18 protein-coding genes are annotated in these 20,115 nt (G+C 31.3%); 4 read left to right on the top strand and 14 right to left on the bottom strand.

Annotated features, from left to right (window positions below; all coding sequences use genetic code 11):
* Positions 1-35 precede the first annotated feature (35 nt).
* The 13 genes from dusB to ACI313_RS03525 are packed head-to-tail and all read right to left on the bottom strand — an operon-like array spanning position 36 to position 11,462.
* A complete protein-coding gene (gene dusB / locus ACI313_RS03585) occupies positions 36-998 on the bottom strand; it encodes a tRNA dihydrouridine synthase DusB (protein ID WP_320608407.1) in 963 nt (320 codons plus the stop codon).
* Complete coding sequence (hslO, locus tag ACI313_RS03580; RefSeq protein WP_320608408.1) at positions 991-1,875, bottom strand: Hsp33 family molecular chaperone HslO; 885 nt, start codon at positions 1,873-1,875, stop codon at positions 991-993. Before hslO ends, dusB begins: the two co-directional genes overlap by 8 nt.
* Positions 1,876-1,900: 25 nt before the next feature.
* Complete coding sequence (gene ftsH, locus ACI313_RS03575; protein WP_320608409.1) at positions 1,901-3,853, bottom strand: ATP-dependent zinc metalloprotease FtsH; 1,953 nt, start codon at positions 3,851-3,853, stop codon at positions 1,901-1,903.
* Positions 3,854-3,869: 16 nt separating this feature from the next.
* Positions 3,870-4,412: a hypoxanthine phosphoribosyltransferase gene (gene hpt, locus ACI313_RS03570; RefSeq protein ID WP_439755284.1), complete on the bottom strand. Its 543-nt coding sequence runs from the start codon at positions 4,410-4,412 to the stop codon at positions 3,870-3,872.
* A 14-nt stretch (positions 4,413-4,426) separates the two neighbouring features.
* On the bottom strand, positions 4,427-5,608 hold the full coding sequence (gene tilS, locus ACI313_RS03565; protein WP_320608411.1) for a tRNA lysidine(34) synthetase TilS: 1,182 nt from the start codon (positions 5,606-5,608) through the stop codon (positions 4,427-4,429).
* 28 nt (positions 5,609-5,636) lie between these two features.
* Positions 5,637-6,164, bottom strand: coding sequence for a hypothetical protein (locus tag ACI313_RS03560; RefSeq protein ID WP_320608412.1), 528 nt, complete (start codon positions 6,162-6,164; stop codon positions 5,637-5,639).
* Positions 6,165-6,207: 43 nt separating this feature from the next.
* Positions 6,208-7,278 (bottom strand): MraY family glycosyltransferase, encoded by a 1,071-nt coding sequence (locus tag ACI313_RS03555; RefSeq protein ID WP_320608413.1) that lies wholly within the window; start codon positions 7,276-7,278, stop codon positions 6,208-6,210.
* Entirely contained in the window at positions 7,271-8,191 is a 921-nt protein-coding gene (locus ACI313_RS03550) for a rod shape-determining protein (protein ID WP_439755283.1), read from the bottom strand. Before ACI313_RS03550 ends, ACI313_RS03555 begins: the two co-directional genes overlap by 8 nt.
* A gap of 2 nt (positions 8,192-8,193) precedes the next feature.
* A complete protein-coding gene (locus ACI313_RS03545; protein WP_320104473.1) occupies positions 8,194-8,403 on the bottom strand; it encodes a DUF1146 family protein in 210 nt (69 codons plus the stop codon).
* Positions 8,400-9,239, bottom strand: a complete 840-nt coding sequence (gene ispE / locus ACI313_RS03540; RefSeq protein WP_439755282.1) for a 4-(cytidine 5'-diphospho)-2-C-methyl-D-erythritol kinase — start codon at positions 9,237-9,239, stop codon at positions 8,400-8,402. The genes ACI313_RS03545 and ispE overlap by 4 nt, the downstream gene beginning before the upstream one ends.
* The gene (rsmA, locus tag ACI313_RS03535) at positions 9,229-10,089 is read right to left on the bottom strand and encodes a 16S rRNA (adenine(1518)-N(6)/adenine(1519)-N(6))-dimethyltransferase RsmA (protein WP_320608416.1); all 861 of its coding nucleotides are present in this window, start codon (positions 10,087-10,089) and stop codon (positions 9,229-9,231) included. Before rsmA ends, ispE begins: the two co-directional genes overlap by 11 nt.
* On the bottom strand, positions 10,064-10,612 hold the full coding sequence (gene rnmV, locus ACI313_RS03530) for a ribonuclease M5 (RefSeq protein ID WP_320608417.1): 549 nt from the start codon (positions 10,610-10,612) through the stop codon (positions 10,064-10,066). The genes rsmA and rnmV overlap by 26 nt, the downstream gene beginning before the upstream one ends.
* Positions 10,599-11,462 (bottom strand): YitT family protein, encoded by an 864-nt coding sequence (locus ACI313_RS03525; RefSeq protein WP_439755281.1) that lies wholly within the window; start codon positions 11,460-11,462, stop codon positions 10,599-10,601. The genes rnmV and ACI313_RS03525 overlap by 14 nt, the downstream gene beginning before the upstream one ends.
* A 72-nt stretch (positions 11,463-11,534) precedes the next feature.
* Here ACI313_RS03525 and deoD point away from each other — a divergent pair, with 72 nt between their 5' ends.
* A complete protein-coding gene (gene deoD, locus ACI313_RS03520) occupies positions 11,535-12,239 on the top strand; it encodes a purine-nucleoside phosphorylase (RefSeq protein ID WP_320608419.1) in 705 nt (234 codons plus the stop codon).
* Positions 12,240-12,281: 42 nt separating this feature from the next.
* On the opposite strand, the gene deoC is transcribed toward deoD, so the two are convergent.
* The gene (gene deoC / locus ACI313_RS03515; protein ID WP_320608420.1) at positions 12,282-12,917 is read right to left on the bottom strand and encodes a deoxyribose-phosphate aldolase; all 636 of its coding nucleotides are present in this window, start codon (positions 12,915-12,917) and stop codon (positions 12,282-12,284) included.
* A gap of 134 nt (positions 12,918-13,051) precedes the next feature.
* Between deoC and ACI313_RS03510 the strand changes: the two genes are divergently transcribed.
* Genes ACI313_RS03510 through ACI313_RS03500 form a run of 3 tightly spaced genes read left to right on the top strand, consistent with a single transcriptional unit; the run spans position 13,052 to position 20,069 of the window.
* A complete protein-coding gene (locus ACI313_RS03510) occupies positions 13,052-15,547 on the top strand; it encodes a PD-(D/E)XK nuclease family protein (protein WP_439755280.1) in 2,496 nt (831 codons plus the stop codon).
* Entirely contained in the window at positions 15,547-18,693 is a 3,147-nt protein-coding gene (locus ACI313_RS03505; protein WP_439755279.1) for a UvrD-helicase domain-containing protein, read from the top strand. The genes ACI313_RS03510 and ACI313_RS03505 overlap by 1 nt, the downstream gene beginning before the upstream one ends.
* Positions 18,694-18,743: 50 nt before the next feature.
* A complete protein-coding gene (locus ACI313_RS03500; protein ID WP_439755278.1) occupies positions 18,744-20,069 on the top strand; it encodes an NCS2 family permease in 1,326 nt (441 codons plus the stop codon).
* Positions 20,070-20,115: the final 46 nt, after the last annotated feature.

The following is a 20,115-nucleotide window of genomic DNA, read 5'->3' as shown; positions in this document are numbered from 1 at the left end:
AACAATTTGTATCTATCGCAAAATAAAAAGACAATTTAAATTGTCTCTTTGAATTGTTTTAAAATATTTTCTAAATCTTGTAGTGACTCCATATTCGAACACAAATTTTTGAAATAATGTGAATTAGGAAGTCCTTTTAAATACCAAGAAGCTAAGCCTCTCATTTGATGAATCGCAACTTTTTCACCTTTACTTGCACATAAATCCTGCGCATGTTGCATACAAATCGCAATGCGATCATCAATGGTAAAAGTATGATGTTGTCCAGTAAGACGATCATTGATTTCTTGAATTAAGAAAGGATTTCCAATGATTCCTCTTCCAATCATTACACCATCACATCCAGTTTGTTCCATCATCAAAAAGAAATCATCCACCGTTTTAACATCACCATTTCCAATCACTGGAATGGAAACCGCTTCTTTTACTTGTTTAATATAATCCCAGTTAGCTTTTCCTTCATACATTTGACTGCGTGTACGACCATGAATCGTAATGGCACTAACACCTGCTTCTTCCATAGCCTTGGCCATTTCAACACAGTTAATATGCGCTTCATCAAATCCTAGTCGCATTTTTACTGTCACTGGTTTAGATACAGATTGTACTACTTGACTCATTAATTCTTTTGCATAGTCCACATCTTTCATTAAATAAGAACCTGCTTTTGCTTTAATGACCTTATTAACAGGACATCCCATATTAAAATCGATAATATCACAATCCGTTTGGGTATCTAAATACTTAGCACCATATAATACCGTTTCAATGTCATGTCCAAATAATTGAAAACTTAAAGGATGTTCATATTCATCACTTACACACATTTCAATTGTTTTTTTAGATTGATAAAACAAAGCTTTATCACTGACCATTTCATTGCATACTAAACCCGCACCAAATTGTTTGGCAATTTTACGAAAGGCAATGTTGGATACCCCGGCTAAAGGAGCAATCACAATGGGATTATCGATGTGTACATTCCCAATATCAAACATGTTTCGACTCCAATATTTTCATTAAATCTTCTTTCGTGAATGTATATCTTTCGTTACAAAAATTACAAGTGACCTCGCATCCATTGTCTTTATCAATCATATCTTGTATGTCTTCATCTTTTAATACCGCAAGTCCACTTGCCATTCTTTCTTTTGAACATGGACAAGAATAATGGATTTCTTGATTTGATAGAATATTAACTTCTCCAAAAATATCAATTAATAATTGTTCCAATGTTGAATCATCGTATTCAAGCATTAAAGTAGACATTGGTTTTAAACCACCAATAATATTTTCACAAATTAAAATATCTTCTTCCGTTGCATCTGGTAACATTTGGATAATTAATCCCCCCGCGCTGGCAACTCTTCCATCGGTTCCCATTAATACACCTACACTTACAGCGGTTGGTGTTTGTTCCGAAAGGGCAAAATAATACGCAAAGTCTTCGCCAATTTCTCCACTTTGAAGTTGTACTGTACCTGTGAAGTTATCTTGCATATGAAGATTTTTAGTAACTGTTAAATATCCATCACATCCTACAACCGCTCCGACATTTAATTTTTGTTCATTGTATAAAACATCTTCCACATGTGGGTTTGATACAAATCCACATACATTTCCATTATAGTAAGCATCCACCATAATTGTTCCAATTGGACCATGTCCATTAATGGTGATATTCAACATTTCTTGTTCATCCTTTAACATGACACCCATCATGCTTCCTACACTTAACGTACGACCTAAGGCAGCACAAGCACATGGATGTAAGTCAAAACGATCTTGTGCTTCTTGGACTAAATCCGTAGTATGACATATAAATACACGTACACGATTTTCTAATACTAATGCACGTACTAATTGATCTTTCATTTCTTTTCCTCCAAAAGAAAAGACGCTATGCGTCTTTTTTCTTTGTTAATTCGTTCATGGCATCATCCAAATCTTTTTGATCTACGCTTGTTGGAATAGGAGGAAGTTCTTCTTCCGGTTCTTGTTCTACTGCTTGAGCAACCACTTCATTTGGATTAGTGATTTGACCATATTCCATCAAGTTCATGATTTCTTCATTTGTTAATGTTTCATATTCATATAATGACTTCGCAATTAAATCCAATAAATCGCGGTTTTCTTCAAGAATTTGACGACATTGTTTTTTACATCCATCTACAATATTACGAACTTCTTTATCAATTTCTTCAGCTACCCCAGCTGAGTAATTACTTCCTTGTGTATAATCACGACCAAGGAATACATTTCCTTGTGGATCTGCATATTGAATAGGTCCTAACGAAGACATTCCATATACACGAACCATATTTTTCGCAATTTTCGTTAATTTTTCGATATCATTGCTTGCTCCGGCACTAACCGCATCTTGTCCAAATACGATTTCTTCGGCAACACGTCCTCCAAGTAAACCAGTGATTTCTGCTAAGAAAGCAGATTTAGTCGGGAACATTCTTTCTTCACGTGGCATCATCAAGTTATATCCACCTGCTTCTCCACGAGGAATAATTGTTACTTTTTGTACTGTATCGGCATCTTCAACTTTCAATCCAATAACAGCGTGTCCAGCTTCATGGTAAGCCACAAGCATTTTGTCTTTTTCAGTGTATTTACGACTTTTCTTAGCAGGTCCCATCATTACACGGTCAATGGCTTCATCTAAGTCATTCATTGTAATTACTTTTTCTTTATTACGAACCGCTAAAATAGCACCTTCATTTAATACATTGGCTAAATCAGCTCCTGAGAATCCAGGTGTACGTTTTGCTAAGTTTTCTAAATTGACATCCGCAGCTAGTTTTTTATTGCGTGCATGTACATTTAAAATTTCTTTTCTTCCTTTTACGTCTGGTAAATTAACAGTAATTTGACGATCGAATCGACCAGAACGAAGAAGAGCTGGGTCCAATACATCAGGACGGTTTGTTGCCGCAATAACGACGATTCCTGTATTATCAGACATACCATCCATTTCAACTAATAATTGGTTTAATGTTTGTTCACGTTCATCGTTTCCACCACCCATACCGGCTCCACGTTGACGTCCTACGGCATCGATTTCATCGATGAAAATAATACATGGGGCATTCTTTTGAGCGTTCTTGAACATATCACGAACACGGCTTGCTCCAGTACCAACAAACATTTCTACGAAATCAGATCCTGAAATAGAGAAGAAAGGCACATTTGCTTCTCCGGCAACGGCTTTTGCCAATAATGTTTTACCTGTTCCAGGAGGTCCTACCATTAAGATTCCCTTAGGAATATGGGCTCCCATATCCGTAAATTTCTTAGGTGTTTTTAAGTAATCAATAACTTCTTTTACTTCTTCTTTTTCTTCTTCACAACCCGCAACATCTTTAAAACGAACTTTTACATCGTTTTCCATACGAGCTCTTGACTTGGCAAATTCAAAGGCTTTGGCATTGGATCCTCCACCCATTTTTGACATCATCATGAAGAAGACAACACAAATAATAATAAATGGTACCATTTGTGCTAATAAAGTAATCCACACTGAATTGGCATCCGGATTAATAACTGAGATTTCTCCTCCATCTTTTGTCAATGTTTCATCTAACCATTCAATATTCGCATCTGTATTTGGAATAATCACGCTATAAGCTGTTGTTTTACCTTTTGATTTATATGTTCCTTCTACTTGAATGATAGTTCCATCAATTGTCACAGATGAATCTTCAAAATCAACTTTTTGAGCTGTTTTCTTGAATTCTGTGAAATTTAAATGTTCGCTTGATGCTGATGTGTTATACATCATCAAAGAAAGAACAATGCAAATAATGAAAATAGTTGGTAAATAATTCAACCATTTTTTCTTCATTCTACATCCCCCTTATTTATTCATATACACTTGGGCTTAATACCCCAACAAAAGGAAGGTTTCTATATTTTTGATTGTAGTCTAAACCATATCCAACTACGAATTCATTAGGAATTGTAAATCCTACATAATCTGCTTCAATGTCTACTTTTCTTCCTTCTGGTTTATCTAATAAAGAAACAATCTTAACATCCGTTGCTCCTTTATTATAAAATACTTGTTTTACAGCCTTAATTGTTTTACCTGTATCAATAATATCTTCAACAATTAATACACATTTTCCATCACATGTGTCATCTAAGTCTTTATTGATTTTTACATCACCAACTGACTTAGTTCCTACATATGAACTCACTTTCATAAAATCAATTTCACAAGGAATTGTGAAACGTTTCATTAATTCCGACATAAAAGGAACACTTCCTTTTAATAATCCTACAATTAATAAAGGTTCTTTAAATTGACTATAATAACTTTCTAATTCAGCTGCTAATTCTTTACAACGATTAGCGATTTGTTCTTCTGAAATTAAAACTCTTTCAATATCTTTGTTTTCCATAAATTACTCCTAAGTTACAAGTTGTATTGTATCATAAACAAATTCGAATTCACACTAAAATGTTCTACATCACAACCGATTTCCGGTACAAAAATAATGTGCTTTTCTTTATTTTCAACAACCAGCCAATTTTGTCTAATATGTCTAGGAATTTTACGATCAATAAAAAAGCGATGGATGTTTTTGGTTCCAAATCGTAATTGAATACAATCTTTTTCTTGTACATTTCGAATTACCAATGGAAAATCATTTTCACTTACTTTCATTCCTTCAATTGTTTTTCCAGAATCCAATAATTTAAATCGATCAAATTCTTGGTAGATTAACGAATCCAATTGAACATAAACGTTCTCTTTTCTTTTGCCACAATACAATTGATTTTGATATCGTTCTAAATAATATTCATTTAATTCAAGATAAATATCTTTTTTTAATTTTTCACATAAATCCAATAAATGCTTTCTAGATAAATGTATATTCATATATTGATATAAATATACATCTAAATAAAACCAGTTATCAGACAAGGAAATCAAATCATCTACTTTAAAAGATTGAAGAAAATACAATGCTTCTTTTCTTTTTTGATTTAAAGCTTCATTTTCAACTTTAATTTGATCACAAATCTTTAATTTATCTTCTTTTGTCATAAAGTCAATTTGACTGTGACGAATTTTATTACGTGTATAATCATTTGTTAAGTTGGATTCATCGATTCCATAACAAACATGGTGTTGAATACAATATTGTTCTAATTCCTTTTTCGTATAAGACAATAAAGGACGCACAATTTCATATTCATTTCGGTTCATTTTTTCTTGAAGTCCATATGCATCGCACAACATATGACGATTCTTTTGAAAGAAATAAGTTTCAATGTGATCATCCATATGATGAGCTACATAAATTTCTTTACAATGATATTGTTGACATAACGATTCAAAAAAATGATAACGAACATTTCTAGCCCAAGCTTGAAAGTTATCACTGTGATCATATATTGGTTTAAGCACATGAAGTAACAATTGATTTTGTTCACAATATTCTTTTACGTATTCTTCATCTCGAAGGGCACTTTCTCTTTTTTGATAATTCACATGGGCTACTACAATATTATATATATGTTTTTGATTCATCATGTCTAACAGAGCCATACTATCGGGTCCACCAGAACAAGCTATAATAATTGTTTTCATGGAAGAATGATAACAAAAAAAAGGGTATTTATCCAATACCCTCGTGAATTCTTTGTTTGATAGCTAAAAATAAAGGACTATCAACGGGAATATGTGCTTTTACATCAATAATTCTTGATGAATTGATCCATTTTGAATCATTTAAATAACACGCACTGACTTTACTCATTCCTTCTATTTTACCTAGCTGCATAATATGGTCTTTTCCATAAATCACTTTTGAATTTGCTCCCGTAATGGGTACTACAAATACTTTTCCTCTTTGAATTGATAAAATCAAACCAAAGTGTAAATACCCAATTTCAAATAAATAAGAATGTCCAAAATCAATGTAACAAATATCCCCGCAACGAATATTCACATTTAAATCCTGACAAGAAAAAACTTCTTTTCTTCGACAGTAATTTAGTTTAGAAACCATATAATCAAATACTTCATTTTCTGATAACGAATTACATAATTCATTTTCTTCTTTTTCTGCCTGCTTTTTTAGAAGTTCTAATTTCTGGTTTTTTAAAACAGTTTGTTTATTCATCATCCATTCTTTTGGTTCCATGCATCTATGATATCAATATAAAATTATAAATATCTTATAATTGTTAATGAAAATAAAATTTTGCTTTAAATTTAGTTACTTTTTCTTTGATACGACGATGTAAACTCAATAACGGATGAAATTTCTCATTAATCATTCCCGATTTTTCAATAAATAATTCTATTCCCAACAATAAAATTAAAATAACAACTAAACCAATGGCACGATTCAACATATAAATAAAAGCACTTAAACCAAATAAAGCAGTAATGGCACACATAATGATAACGGTATTGCCATGCCCAAATTGTTTCATCAATAAATGATGAAGATGACTTTTATCTGCTTGCATGAACTTCATTCCTTTTAAGGTTCGTCTTAATATAGCCGATAAAGTATCAATAATAGGAAGCATCAACAATAAAATAGGAAGTCCTAAGGTCACAATGGTTGAACTTTTAAATCCTAATAAAGAAATAGCAGAAATCATAAATCCCAAAAATAAAGATCCACAATCTCCCATGAAAATACTTGCTGGATGGGCATTATATACTAGAAAACCAAAAGTTGCACTGGCTAAGATGAACGTAATTGTCACTACATCAATGCGTCGTTCGACTAGGGCAAGACATCCTATGACAATTAAAATCACAACGCTCATTCCACCTGCTAATCCATCTAATCCATCAATTAAATTAACGGCATTGGTAATACCGGCAATCCAAATAATTGTGAATAAAACAGTGATAATAGGAATATTAATGGCAAATCCAAATACACGAATCACATCAACGGATACACCATAATAAATCAATACAATGGCTGCTATGATTTCAAGGACAAGTTTAACGCTTGCTTTTAAGTCCACTAAATCATCAATTAATCCCGCAAAGAACATGATACTTCCACCTATGATAATTCCATCCAAGGCTCGATCACATGACACAAACAAAGCCATGGTAATCATAAACGCCAAGTAAATCGCAACTCCACCAATACGACTGATTTTACCATGGTGAACGGTTCTTTCGTTTTCCTGGGCATAGGATTTCGCAATTATTGAGTATCGTTTTATCACTGGGGTAAGGCATATGCTTAAAACCAGTGGCACTATAATAATTTTATAATCAATCATTTCGTCTTTCCTTCATTTTATTCATAATATCGTATTGTGGTGTATTTGTGCAAATGATTGGACATTTGAGTTCATATTTCAAATAAGGTTGTAATCCAAAACAATTTGCCAAGCCCCCACTTAAATAAATACCATTTTCTAATATTTTTTCTTGTAGTTCTAATGAACAAGTTGAAATCATTTGTTTGGTCCATAAAATAATTTGTTTTTCTACTGCTTCAATACAAGGCCATAAATCCATCGAAGATACTTGCACTTTTTCATATTGATTGTATTTATTCATTCCAAAACAAGACAATTTCGCATTTTTATTTTTTAATAAACTCTTAGAACATGCTTCTTTCAACATACGAGCATCTTCCATAGAAATAAAACACTTTGTTTTCTTTAAAACAGTTTGCACAATAGCTTCATCAATTTGATATCCCGCAAAAGGAATCACCTTTTGAAACGATTGTTTGCCATCAATGTTTAATCCAATCAAAGTATAAGAATGACCCGAATGAATATAAAAATGAATGTGTTCTTTCATTAAATCCGCAATTGTAATAAATTCAACACGATAAATTCCTAATTCCTTGGCATAAGAAATCCATTTTTGTTCTTCTTGTTGACTTCGATTCAATAAACAAATCAATACACATGGACGCTTCCATATATGTTTTTCAATATTTAATCCATATTTTAATAATGGCATAATATCTGATAGGATTTTACCTTCACAAAATGGATACTTTACTTTAATTGAATTATTTCGATGGTATACGTATTCTGTAGCTTGCGAGGCAACGGATACAACTTCATTATTTTTATACGCAATAATGCTTTGAAATTGTATTAATTCATCTTTTGATTCATCAAAAATCCGAATTTGATATGCACCGGCATCGATTATATACCATCTATTGAACATACTTATCCTCCAAATCCATTAAATATCGTCAAATCAAGAATGGCTTGTGTTGATAAATACGCAAGCACAAAAGAAAGTAAAAACATTAAAGTAATGACTTTTCCACTCTTTTGAACTTTACAAATTTTTTCAAATTGAATGGAAGAACAAGCATATACACTAACAATAAAACATAGAACAAAGACAATGTACTTCACAAGTGAGTAAATCATTTTCTTCCTCCAATCGATACTAATTTCACAAAATTATATTTCTTTTCTAATTCTTTTTGCGCTTTTTCTAAAATAGAAATATCTTTAGAAAATCCCATCATTGTTGAACCAGAACCAGACATCATAACTCGTTCGATGCCACATTGCTCCATATCATTTTGAATAGTATTTAAAATTGGTTCCATTTCTTTGGCTACTGGTTCTAAGGTATTATTCATGACCTTAAATAACGAAGAAATATCTTTTTGTTCGATTGTTTCTTGAATTAAATTCACATCCACTGACAATGGCTTTTGTTCATGCCATTTTTTAAAAGCTACAGGAGTTGAAATCCCTACTTCTGGTTTTACAAGTAGACAAGGTAAAACTAAATCCGTATCAATGGGTTTAATGATTTCTCCAATTCCTTGTACTCTTGCCCATTGGCTATAGACACAAAAAGGTACATCGGCTCCAATTTGTTTGGCAAGAGATAATTGTTGTTCAAAAGAAATCGATAATTGTTCCATTTCCATAATGGCTTTTAAAACAGCTGCCGCATCGGTAGATCCCCCAGCCATTCCTGACATCATAGGAATATTTTTATGAATTGTCACATGAAAACAAGAAGAAATAGAATATTCTTTTTTTAATAATTGAATCATTTTTGATACGGTATTATTTTCTGGAATCGCATATGTATCACATTCTACTTTATCTTGTGAACTATATACAATTTCAATTTCATCGTATAAAGAAGTCGGTGCCATAATCATATCTAAATCATGGTATCCATTTTCCATAACACCTACTATATCAAGTGCTAAATTAACCTTAGCATATGCTCTAACAATCATAATATCCCTTTCCCACTTCATATAAACGAATAAAGTCTTCTAATGTACATTGTTGTGCACGCGTAGATGGTTCAATATTCGCTTGAATTAAAAGATTTTTAGCTAATTCTTTGTCTTTAACAAAATCTTGGAAGTTATTATAGATTGTTTTTCGTCTTTGTGTAAAACATGATTTGACCATCTTAAAGAACACATCTTCATTTTCTAAGCGATATTTATGATGAAAAGAAAATTGGACAACCATTGAATCTACATTTGGTTTAGGCCAGAATACGTGACGTGAAACATCCATCACTTTTTTCACATCACAACGATATTGAGTAATAACACTTAGAGCATTGTATTCTTTTTCGTTTTCTTTAGCCAAGAAGCGTTCTCCCACTTCCTTTTGCATCATGACCGTAATTCTTTCAATTTTTTCTTTTGCTTCAAACAACTTAAACAAAATTGGTGTTGTGATATAGTAAGGCAAATTTGACGCGAATACGACTTTTTGGTTTTCTTTTCGATATTTTTGAATTTGTTGATCAACATCCACTTTCATAAAATCTTGTAAAATAACTTCTAAATGATCAAAACCAATTTCATTTTCTAAAACCATTGGCAAGCGATCATCAATTTCAAACGCAACCACGTGATTGCTTCTTTCACATAAACACTGTGTTAAAGCACCAATTCCTGGACCAATCTCAAAGACAAGTTCATCTGGGCTTTCAATAGCTGCTTGAGCTATTTTTTCAACGACTTTAGGTTCGATAATAAAATTTTGTCCATATGTTTTCTTTGTGAATACATTATATTTTTCTTGAATTTCTTTTGTTTTTTTAATTGTTGCGATTCGCTGATTCATTTAACTTTTCCTCGATTTCTTGTTTGGAAACATTCATTCCATTTAATCTTTTAAAACATGTTTTACCGTTGCATGGTCCAATATGGAAAAGCTCACAAACTTTAAAACGCTTTTGTGAATTTCCCATTAATCCTAAATCTATAAATTCATCAAATGATAAACTTTCTTGTTGGTTAATAAAAGTAACACAGTTCATTAAAGAATCCCATAAATCTTCTTTACTTGCGTGTTCCACTCCTACTTTTTTTTCTGTGCGTGCTTTTTTCTTATCAATAAACGCATTTTTACATCCTGGTACATATTCATTTATTTGACGGCGAATGTGTTCTCCTGGTGTATCGGGATCGGTAAAGATAATAACGCCTCTTTTTTCTTGTGCATATTTTACTCTTTGAAGCGTAGTTTCATTTACTTGATCGCCTCCTGTTTCAATGGTGTCACATTGAAAATAGGTTTGTAATGTATTGGTATCGTTTTTTCCTTCGACAACGATGATTTCTTTAATTTTATTATTCAAGTCCATATGTAAATCCCTCACCATGTGCTTCGTTCACATTATTTACGATAATAAATGCCGACGAATCAATTTCCATAATTTTTGATTTTAATAACGATAATTGTTTTTGTTTAATTACACACATCACAACAGGATGATATTGTTCTGTATATCCGCCAATTCCATCTAAAATGGTAACGCCTCTTTCCATTTCATTAACTAAGTAATTACGAATATCAATCCATTTATCGGATATAATCATACAATTCAAAGCATTTTCTGTTCCTAATAATACAGCACGATTAATTGCTACACTTGATGTGAAAACCGATAAAATTCCAATTAAAGCTGGCTCTAAGCCATGGATGACTAGACCCAACAAAATTGTCAAAACATCAATAATAGCTACACTATTTCCACTAGAAATATGAGTATATTTATGTAAAATCAAAGCTGGAATATCCATTCCTCCTGTGCTCGCATTTACTCTAAAACAAATTCCTAATCCCAATCCACAAATTAAACCCGCATAAATAGATGCCAAGTATGGTTCCATGATAAAGGTTCCTTCTGGAAAAAAGTCATAGACAATTGAAAATATAGAAATGCCCACTGGATAAACAATCGTTGATAATAGCGTTCTTGCCGCAAATTGTTTTCCCAAAAACAAAAATCCGAGCAAAAATAAACTAACCGTTAAAATATCAATTAATATTACAGAGTCAATCGGAACCAATGGCTGTATGGCAACAACAACTCCGGCAACTCCACCTGTTAAAATATTATTAGGTAATATAAAAAAGGATACTGCTATTGCTACCAGTAAATTTCCAAATACAATCATTAAATATTCAAATATTTTATTTTTATTCTCCATATCAAAAAGATTATATCATTATTTTTAATTTGATGGTATTCTTTAAATAAGAGTGAAGAAAGGAGAAAAATTATGTCTACACCACATAATCAAGCCAATAAAGGTGAAATTGCTTCGGTGGTATTAATGCCAGGAGATCCTTTACGTGCCAAATTCATTGCGGAAAACTATTTAGAAGATGTTGTTTGTTTCAACACCGTAAGAAATATGCTTGGCTATACAGGAACTTATAAAGGAAAGAAAGTATCGGTCATGGGTTCAGGTATGGGAATGCCTAGTATTGGTATTTATTCATATGAATTATATTCTCAATACGATGTGGATACGATTATTCGTATTGGATCAGCAGGAGGATATACACCAGATTTAAAATTATTCGATGTAACTTTAGCACATAGTTCTTATTCAAAATCAAGTTATGCGCAAGTTCAATCCCATGATTTCAATGAAATCCAATATCCTGATGAACAATTAAATCAAAAAATCATGGATTGTGCTAAAAAATTAAACATGGAAATTAAATCGATTCGTATTCATTCTTCTGATGCGTTTTATTGTGAAGATGATTCTTTAATGAAAGAAGCTATTCAAAATGGATGCCAAGCCGTAGAAATGGAAAGTTTTGCTTTATTCCATAATGCCAAAGTATTACATAAAAAAGCAGCTGCCATTTGTACCATTTCAGATTCCTTTGCGTTTGAAGAAATCACGACTCCTCAACAAAGAGAACAGTGTTTTAATGACATGATGAAAATCGCATTAGAAGCTTGTTTATAATGAAAAAAACCAGGTGAAATAGAATCATCTGGTTTTCGTTATTTACATTAAGCTAATTCCTTTTGAAGTTCCAATACGATTGGCACCTGCTGCAATCATATCATCCATATCTTGTGGTGTACGAACCCCACCAGCTGCTTTAATTAATGCTTGATCACCAACAGCTTTTTTCATAACTTCAACAACATGAACATTGGCTCCAGCACTATTAAATCCAGTTGAAGTCTTCACAAAATCCGCTTTGGCTTCTACACATAATTTAGAAACACGTGTAATTTCTTCGTCTGTTAATAAACAAGTTTCAATGATTACTTTTACTGTTTTATCACCTGATGCTTCTACAACGGCTTTAATATCATTTAAAACAACCTCATCATTTCCAGCTTTTAATTCACCGATATTAATAACCATATCAACTTCATCAGCTCCATTGGCAATCGCATCTTTTGTTTCAAATGCTTTGACAGCACTTGTATTGGCTCCTAGTGGGAATCCAATTACAGTACAAACCATAACATCACTGTCTTTCAACAATTCAGCACAATAAGATACCCAATATGGATTTACACAAACCGATGCGAAATCATATTCAATTGCTTCTTCACACAATTTTTTAATTTGTTCACGAGTAGATTCTGGTTTTAATAAAGTATGATCAATATATTTACTTCTTTTCATAAGTACCTCCATCTGTTGTTATTATACTTTATATAAGAAAGGGATTCCAATACATTCAATTGCATTTATTCATACAATTTTTTAAATGACATTCATATTGTCAAAATAAAAGATATAATAAATATGGTGATAAAATGAAAACAATACTCGTACCCGCAAATCTACATTTGCCTATGTATCAAAAACTATTAAAAGAAAATCAAAATCAAATTGATGTTCAAATTATTTCTTTGAATTCTTTTATTTATGATTTAAAAGAAAAACAATATCAAATTTTATATCAATATCAATTAAGAAAAGACATCATATCAAAATCCAACACATACTATGAAAGTATGAATGATTTAACTTTCCTTAAGTCTTGTTTATCTTTTATTCGTTGGTGTAAATTATATGACATTCATAAATTCCCAAAAGATACAAAAAAAGAACAAGACCTAAATGAAATCATTCAAGTGCTATATCCAATTGATACAAAAGAAAATCATATTAAAAAAATAGAAGATATTTCATCGATTCAAATTCTTCGTAAACCTTATTCTGATATGGAAATGATATGGATTCAATATTTATTAGAACACGGTGCATCGTATTATGATACAAGTATAAATCAACACTTTGAATATCATACTTGTGCGAATTCTCGAAAAGAAGCGGAATTGATTTGTCTTGAAATTCTTGAACATGATTTATATGCCAATGATTGTTTTGTATGTACAAACAATGAATCACAAAACCAAGTATTAGCACAAATGATGGACCAATATCATATTCCTTATACTTTTTTGAATACATCTATTTATTCATCCATTGTTCAAGATTTTTATATGATTTTTGATTGGATTTTAAATCCCTCATTAACTACTTTTTTAAGTATGATTCAACTTGTTTTTCCTGCCATTTATAATGATATGAATTTATACTATACAAACTTTCCAGAAAACTTTAAAAATGAATTTCATATGAAAGATTTAGACTATGAATTCAATAATATCATTGATGAATATGATTTTAATCGTTTAAAAAAGGCAGAACAAAGAATTATTGAATGGAATGAAGAACATCAAGAAGTCTATGATTGGACAATTTATGACTTTACTTCAATTTGTCAATGCATTCAAGATCGTCATCCTTTTTACCAACAAGAAGATGTCAATATTTATAAAGCAATCCAAGAAGTATATCGTCAATCTTTGCCTTATTTAAATCAACCTTCTTTATTTCTACAATTCATTGAAACAATGGAAGTCCAACAAACTTCAAGTGAAATTAAAGGGGTATTGATTGGTTCTTTAAAAGATTGTAACGCCATTCGTTCGCATGTATTTATTATGGGAGCGCATACTAAAAACTTCCCTGGCATTCAAATTCATACGAATTTATTTGATGAAGATTATATTCGTCATACCGCCTTGCCTTCTTTACAAGAGCGTTTAGCTTTTCAATTAGATGAAATGAAAAATACTTTATTTTCTATTGAAAATCTATATATTTCCTATGCGCAATCTGATTATGAAGGAAAAAATTATGAACCAAGTCCAGAAATTGAAGATTGGTTTCATAAAAAAGCAGAATTTGTGAATTTAAAAGAAAGTTCCGTGAATGAAAAAATGAAAATGGAAATTCATCCTCAACAAGCAAATCAATTATTCTTTAAAAACACTCGTTTTAGTGTTTCAAGATTAGAAAGTTTTGCGCGTTGTCCTTTTTCTCATTATCTAAAATATGGTTTAAATTTACGTGTTCCTACTTTAGATATTGCCATGAAAGGAACGATTCTTCATTCCATTTTAGAGACATTAACTAAGAAATACCAAAAAGAATATGTTCATGTAGATGAAAAAGAAATTGAAATGGTCATTTCACATGAATTTGATTTTTATCGTAAAGTATATCCAAATCAAAGTAGATGGATTCATGAACAAATTCTTGAATATAAAGAAAAAGTTATCTTAATCTTAAAACAACTTTCTTATTTTGAAGAAAAATGGCATATGAATATTAAAGACGAAGAATATCATATTCAAAAAGAAATTGAATTCGAAGATATGAAGTTAACTTTTACAGGATACATAGATCGCATCGATAGTTCAAATACTAGTTTTTGTATCTTCGACTATAAATCAAGTAAAAAAGAATTAAAACAAGATAATTTTCAGGCTGGTTTATCTTTACAATTATTAACTTATACCATTTATATCGAAGAACAAGAACACCTTCATCCAACCGGATGTTTCTATGTTTCTTTATCGAGTCCATGTATAACGGATTCTGCTTTAAAAGTAAGTTATCCTAGAAGTAAACCAGGTATTGTCGAAGAATCTAAACTCAATTGTTTTAATGAATTCACAAATCAGAAATTCATCAATGGATGGGCATTTGATGGATTCGATAATTATATGGACGATAATTCTTTAGTGGGTATACGAAAAAATACACCGTCTTTTTCAGAGTGTAAAGAACAATGGAATACTGTTATTAATGGTTTATTAACAGATATGAAAAAAGGAAACATTCAATCCCAAATATCTGATCAAAGTGCATGTTCCCTTTGTTCGTTTAGAAGAGTTTGTCGAAACAATCGTCAAATTGTCGCCCAAGTATCTTATATTGATCAGGAGGAAGAATAATGCCTTTTTCACAAGCACAATTAAATGCCATCAACATACGAAATAAAAACGTTATCGTTTCTGCGAGTGCCGGTAGTGGAAAAACAAGTGTATTAGTAGAACGATTAAGTACATTGGTAATTAAAGACCGTATTCCAATTAATACGATTTTAGCTATGACTTTTACGAACGATGCAGCCAGTGAAATGAAAGCTCGTCTAAAAAAAGATCTTCAAAAAAAGAAAGAAGAAAATCCAAGTGATGATTATATTGCCAATCAATTAACACTATTAGAAACTTCTTCTATTTGTACGATTGATAGCTTTTGTCAAAGTTTAGTTAAAAACTATTACTACAAAATTCCTATTTCATTGACAATGGCCACCAATGTTGGTTCCGAATCGGATTTAATGCATGCCTTTAGTATGGCCTATAATCAAGCCGTACAACAATTAGATAGTAAAAGCTATACGCAATTAAAGTTATATTTTAAAGCTCTTGGAAAACAAGAAGAAGACATTAAAAAAGTAATTGAAACTTTAATCAATGTTGGTAAATCTAAACCAAATATGAATGAGTGGTTTAATGAAATCTTAAGTCATTATGATTCTTTAGACATTCAAAGTGAAACTTGGTTTTTCCAATTCTTTAAAGAGAGAATCCAAGCTATGTTGGATATTCTTGATAAATCGATTTCAGAAGTTGAAGCAATGGAAGTTAAAAGCGAGACAACACGAAATAAGAAATTAGATTCTTTTCATATAAAAAAAGAAGACTTATCGATTTGTTTAGAGGAACTCGTTAAGAAAGATTATGTATCTTTTAAAAAAGCTTTTATCCGTTATATAGAACACAGTGATAAATTCCCTGGTACATATAATGGCTATACATTTGATAAAAATTATCTTTCGTTTCAAGAAGAAATTCAAAAGAATTTATTTGATTTAGATACATTTGAAATGGATATTAAAGATAATAAAACAATTGCGAATTCATTGATTCAATTGTGTATTCATACTGATTCTTATTTTGCCCAAATCAAAAAAGAAAAAGAAATCATTGACTTCTCTGATATGGAACACTTTGCTTTACAATTACTTGAAGATAAAGTCATTCAAGAAGAATTAAGAAATAAATACAATGAAATCTTAATTGATGAATTCCAAGATACCAATGAACTACAAGAAACCATTGTTTCGAAATTTTGTCGTGACAACAATGTTTTCCGTGTAGGTGATATTAAACAATCGATTTATGGTTTTAGACAAGCGAATCCTTCTATTATGAAAAATCATATGAATTCAACTTCATTCTATGATTGTTCTTTAGTTCTAGAAGAAAATTATCGTTCGAATAAAAGTATCATTGACTTTAATAATGATTTTTATCAAAAGATTATGAATACAGATTTATTGGGTTCTCAATTTGATGATATTGATATTGCCAAAGTGGGTACTGACCAACAAGTGGATTCTTTAGAACATCCAATTCGTTTTATTTATTGTAGTTCGGAACAAATCAAAAATGATTATCAAGTTAATGGTACCCAAGCTAATAAAATCTGTGAAAATAATCGTTATCATTTTATTGCGCAATCAATTTTAGAAGACATTAAAAAAGGAAAACAATTCAAAGATATTTGTATTTTATTAAGAAGTCGTACACATTTAGAAGATATTAAAAACTGTTTGGAATCGTATAATATTCCTGTTTTTGGACAAGTGACAAATGGTTTCTATACCAACAATGCGATTCAAATTGTTTGTGCCACTTTAAATGCTTTAATTAATCCATACGATGATATTCAATTAATGGCTTGTTTGTGTTCCCCATTGTTTAATGTTTCTTATCAAGAAATCAGTGCAGCTTGTGTACATAAAGAAAAGAATCAATCTTTATTTGAAACCATTCGTTCTTATCCTTTTATGAATGATTTCTTAGATTTTAAGAAAAATAAAGAACACACAGTTGCGTCTTTAATTCGTTCAATTTATGAATTTAATGATTTCTATGTAAGTCATACTACAAGTCAAGATAAAACAAATTTAGATTATTTATTAGAAAAAGCTTCTAATTATTTGTATCCATATGATATTGAAGGATTTATTGAAATGATTGAAAATGAATCTCAGTTAGATCGTACAGGACAAGCCAATGCCTTTGGGAAGGAAGAAAACGTCGTTCGTATTATGACGATGCATGCTTCCAAGGGATTACAATTTCCTATTTGTTACATATTAAGTGATCATAAAATGAAATCACAAAAAGATGCAGTTATGATTGATGCGAACTTAGGATTGGCTTTATCGCATGTGGATTATAAAAACCAAACAAGGCGTCCTTCTTATTATAATATTGCGTTTCAATCAAAAGCGATTCACGATAGTTTAATGGAAGAAATGCGTATTTTATATGTGGCAACGACAAGGGCAAAAGAAGAAATTGTGTTTGTTGATTATGTTTCAAATGAAGAAGAATATAATTTTCCATTAAATACTAATGCACTATTAAATATGAAATCCTATACAAGCTGGTTATTTCATACGTATCGAAACGATGATCGCATTCAATTTATTAATCGCAATATTATTATTGAAGACAAAGAAAATGACATTTGTAATCAAGTTGTGAATCGTAAATATTATCAAAAAGAAGATGAAGTGCTTCGTTCTTTTTCCGCAAGTCAGGCAAAAGCTAAATTGGTTTGGCCTTCGTTTGATGTGAATGAAGGTGCTATGGATCGTGGTACTTTATTTCATGAAATGGCTGGAAATTGTTCATATCCATATCAATTAGAGGATGTTCTAGAGTATGGTAAAGCCCATAATTATGTTTTCTCACAAAAAGATTTAGATCAATTTATGTCTTTAAATAATTGTGTTGAATATGCACAATGGATGAAATTACCTCATCAATTTGAGTTAAGTTATATTGTACAAGAACTTGAACAAGTGGTTCATGGATATATGGACTTCGTTGTTTTTGATGATGAAATTACTATTTTAGATTTTAAAACGGATTCATTAAGTGAAGAATCTTTAGTTTCTAGTTATCAAAATCAATTAATTACCTACAAGAAATCATTACAAAAAGTATATCCAAATAAAAAAATAAATATGGTTCTATATTCTTTCTATCATAGAAAATTGATTAATATAGTTGAATAATTTCTTTAAAAACAATAAAATAATAAGGTATTTTTAAAGGAGAGAAAGAAATGGAAAAATACTTTAAAATCAACGAGAAAGGTTCTAGTGTAAAAACTGAAATTCTTGCTGGTATCACAACATTCTTGGCAATGGCCTATATTTTAGGTGTTAATCCAAGTGTTTTATCTGCTGCTGGTATGAGTCCAACAGCTGTATTTACAGCGACAGCAATTTCAGCTGGTGTGGCTTCTATTATTATGGGATTGATTGCCAACTATCCAGTATCACTTGCTCCTGGTATGGGAGTGAATGCTTTATTTGCTTATACTGTATGCGGTGCAATGGGATATAGCTGGCAAGCTGCTTTAGCTGCTGTCTTTATTTCTGGAGTCATTTTCGTCATTATTTCCGTAACAGGTGTACGTAAAGCAATCATCAATGCGATTCCTGTGCAAATGAAATTTGCGATTGGAGCTGGAATTGGTTTCTTTATTGCCTTTATCGGATTCAAAAATGCTGGTATTATCGTGGCAAGTGATGCGACTTTTGTTTCCATCGGAAACTTAGCAGAACCTACTGTTTTATTGGCTTTATTCGGTTTATTAGTTACTATCGCTTTAGTTGTTAAGAAAGTACCTGCTGGTGTATTTGTGGGAATGATCGTAACAGCTGTTGTTGGTTTAATTTTAGGTGCTTTTGGAATTGAAGGAATGCCTGCTGTTCATCAAGTTGTTTCTTTTAACTTAGATTTTTCAGCTGCTGGTCAATTCACAACAGGATTTGGTAAATTATTCTCTCATCCATTCCAAGCCATCGTTATTTTATTCTCATTCTTATTCGTAGATTTCTTTGATACAGCTGGTACTTTAATTTCAGTTGGAAATAGCTGTGGATTAGTTAATGAAAAAGGTGAATTAGAAAATGCCGAACGTGCTTTATTAGCTGATGCGGTTGGTACTGTCATTGGATCTTGTTTAGGAACTTCTACTGTAACAAGTTTCGTTGAATCAACTTCTGGTGTTGGAGTTGGTGGTCGTACTGGTTTAACTGCTGTTACAACAGGTATCTTATTCTTATTAGCGACTATCTTCTCACCATTCATCTTATCAATTGCGAAAAATGCGGTTACTGCACCTGCTTTAATTGTTGTTGGTATTATGATGGCTCAACAATTAGGAAATATTCATTGGGATGATATTGTCATTGCAGCTGCTGCCTTTACAACTGTTATCATGATGGTATTGATGTATTCTATTTCAGATGGAATTGCTTGTGGATTTATTGTTTACACAATTGGAATGTTTGCGAGTGGTCGTAGAAAAGAATTAAATCCTATTGTCTATGTTTTAGATTTACTATTCGTAATTTACTTTATTAGTTTATGTCTATCATAACCACTAATAAAAATTAGTGGTATCGTAAGCCCTATAAGGGCGTGTT

This window comes from Floccifex sp. (assembly GCF_051873495.1).
In the GTDB taxonomy this organism is placed as follows: Bacteria; Bacillota_I; Bacilli_A; order Erysipelotrichales; family Erysipelotrichaceae; genus Floccifex.
The sequence above is the reverse complement of the archived record's forward strand: the minus strand, read 5'-3'. Positions and strand labels throughout refer to the sequence as shown.

What these genes read in the sequence shown, in the direction of transcription:
- ACI313_RS03560 (WP_320608412.1), bottom strand. Translation starts at nt 6,164, where the DNA reads ATGGAACCAAAAGAATGGATGATGAATAAACAAACTGTTTTAAAAAAC.
- rsmA (WP_320608416.1), bottom strand. Translation starts at nt 10,089, where the DNA reads ATGAATCAGCGAATCGCAACAATTAAAAAAACAAAAGAAATTCAAGAA.
- deoD (WP_320608419.1), top strand. Translation starts at nt 11,535, where the DNA reads ATGTCTACACCACATAATCAAGCCAATAAAGGTGAAATTGCTTCGGTG.
- ispE (WP_439755282.1), bottom strand. Translation starts at nt 9,239, where the DNA reads ATGATTGTTAGAGCATATGCTAAGGTTAATTTAGCACTTGATATAGTA.
- rnmV (WP_320608417.1), bottom strand. Translation starts at nt 10,612, where the DNA reads ATGGACTTGAATAATAAAATTAAAGAAATCATCGTTGTCGAAGGAAAA.
- tilS (WP_320608411.1), bottom strand. Translation starts at nt 5,608, where the DNA reads ATGAAAACAATTATTATAGCTTGTTCTGGTGGACCCGATAGTATGGCT.
- dusB (WP_320608407.1), bottom strand. Translation starts at nt 998, where the DNA reads ATGTTTGATATTGGGAATGTACACATCGATAATCCCATTGTGATTGCT.
- ACI313_RS03525 (WP_439755281.1), bottom strand. Translation starts at nt 11,462, where the DNA reads ATGGAGAATAAAAATAAAATATTTGAATATTTAATGATTGTATTTGGA.
- ACI313_RS03555 (WP_320608413.1), bottom strand. Translation starts at nt 7,278, where the DNA reads ATGATTGATTATAAAATTATTATAGTGCCACTGGTTTTAAGCATATGC.
- ftsH (WP_320608409.1), bottom strand. Translation starts at nt 3,853, where the DNA reads ATGAAGAAAAAATGGTTGAATTATTTACCAACTATTTTCATTATTTGC.
- ACI313_RS03510 (WP_439755280.1), top strand. Translation starts at nt 13,052, where the DNA reads ATGAAAACAATACTCGTACCCGCAAATCTACATTTGCCTATGTATCAA.
- hpt (WP_439755284.1), bottom strand. Translation starts at nt 4,412, where the DNA reads ATGGAAAACAAAGATATTGAAAGAGTTTTAATTTCAGAAGAACAAATC.
- ACI313_RS03550 (WP_439755283.1), bottom strand. Translation starts at nt 8,191, where the DNA reads ATGTTCAATAGATGGTATATAATCGATGCCGGTGCATATCAAATTCGG.
- ACI313_RS03545 (WP_320104473.1), bottom strand. Translation starts at nt 8,403, where the DNA reads ATGATTTACTCACTTGTGAAGTACATTGTCTTTGTTCTATGTTTTATT.
- ACI313_RS03500 (WP_439755278.1), top strand. Translation starts at nt 18,744, where the DNA reads ATGGAAAAATACTTTAAAATCAACGAGAAAGGTTCTAGTGTAAAAACT.
- ACI313_RS03505 (WP_439755279.1), top strand. Translation starts at nt 15,547, where the DNA reads ATGCCTTTTTCACAAGCACAATTAAATGCCATCAACATACGAAATAAA.
- hslO (WP_320608408.1), bottom strand. Translation starts at nt 1,875, where the DNA reads ATGAAAGATCAATTAGTACGTGCATTAGTATTAGAAAATCGTGTACGT.
- deoC (WP_320608420.1), bottom strand. Translation starts at nt 12,917, where the DNA reads ATGAAAAGAAGTAAATATATTGATCATACTTTATTAAAACCAGAATCT.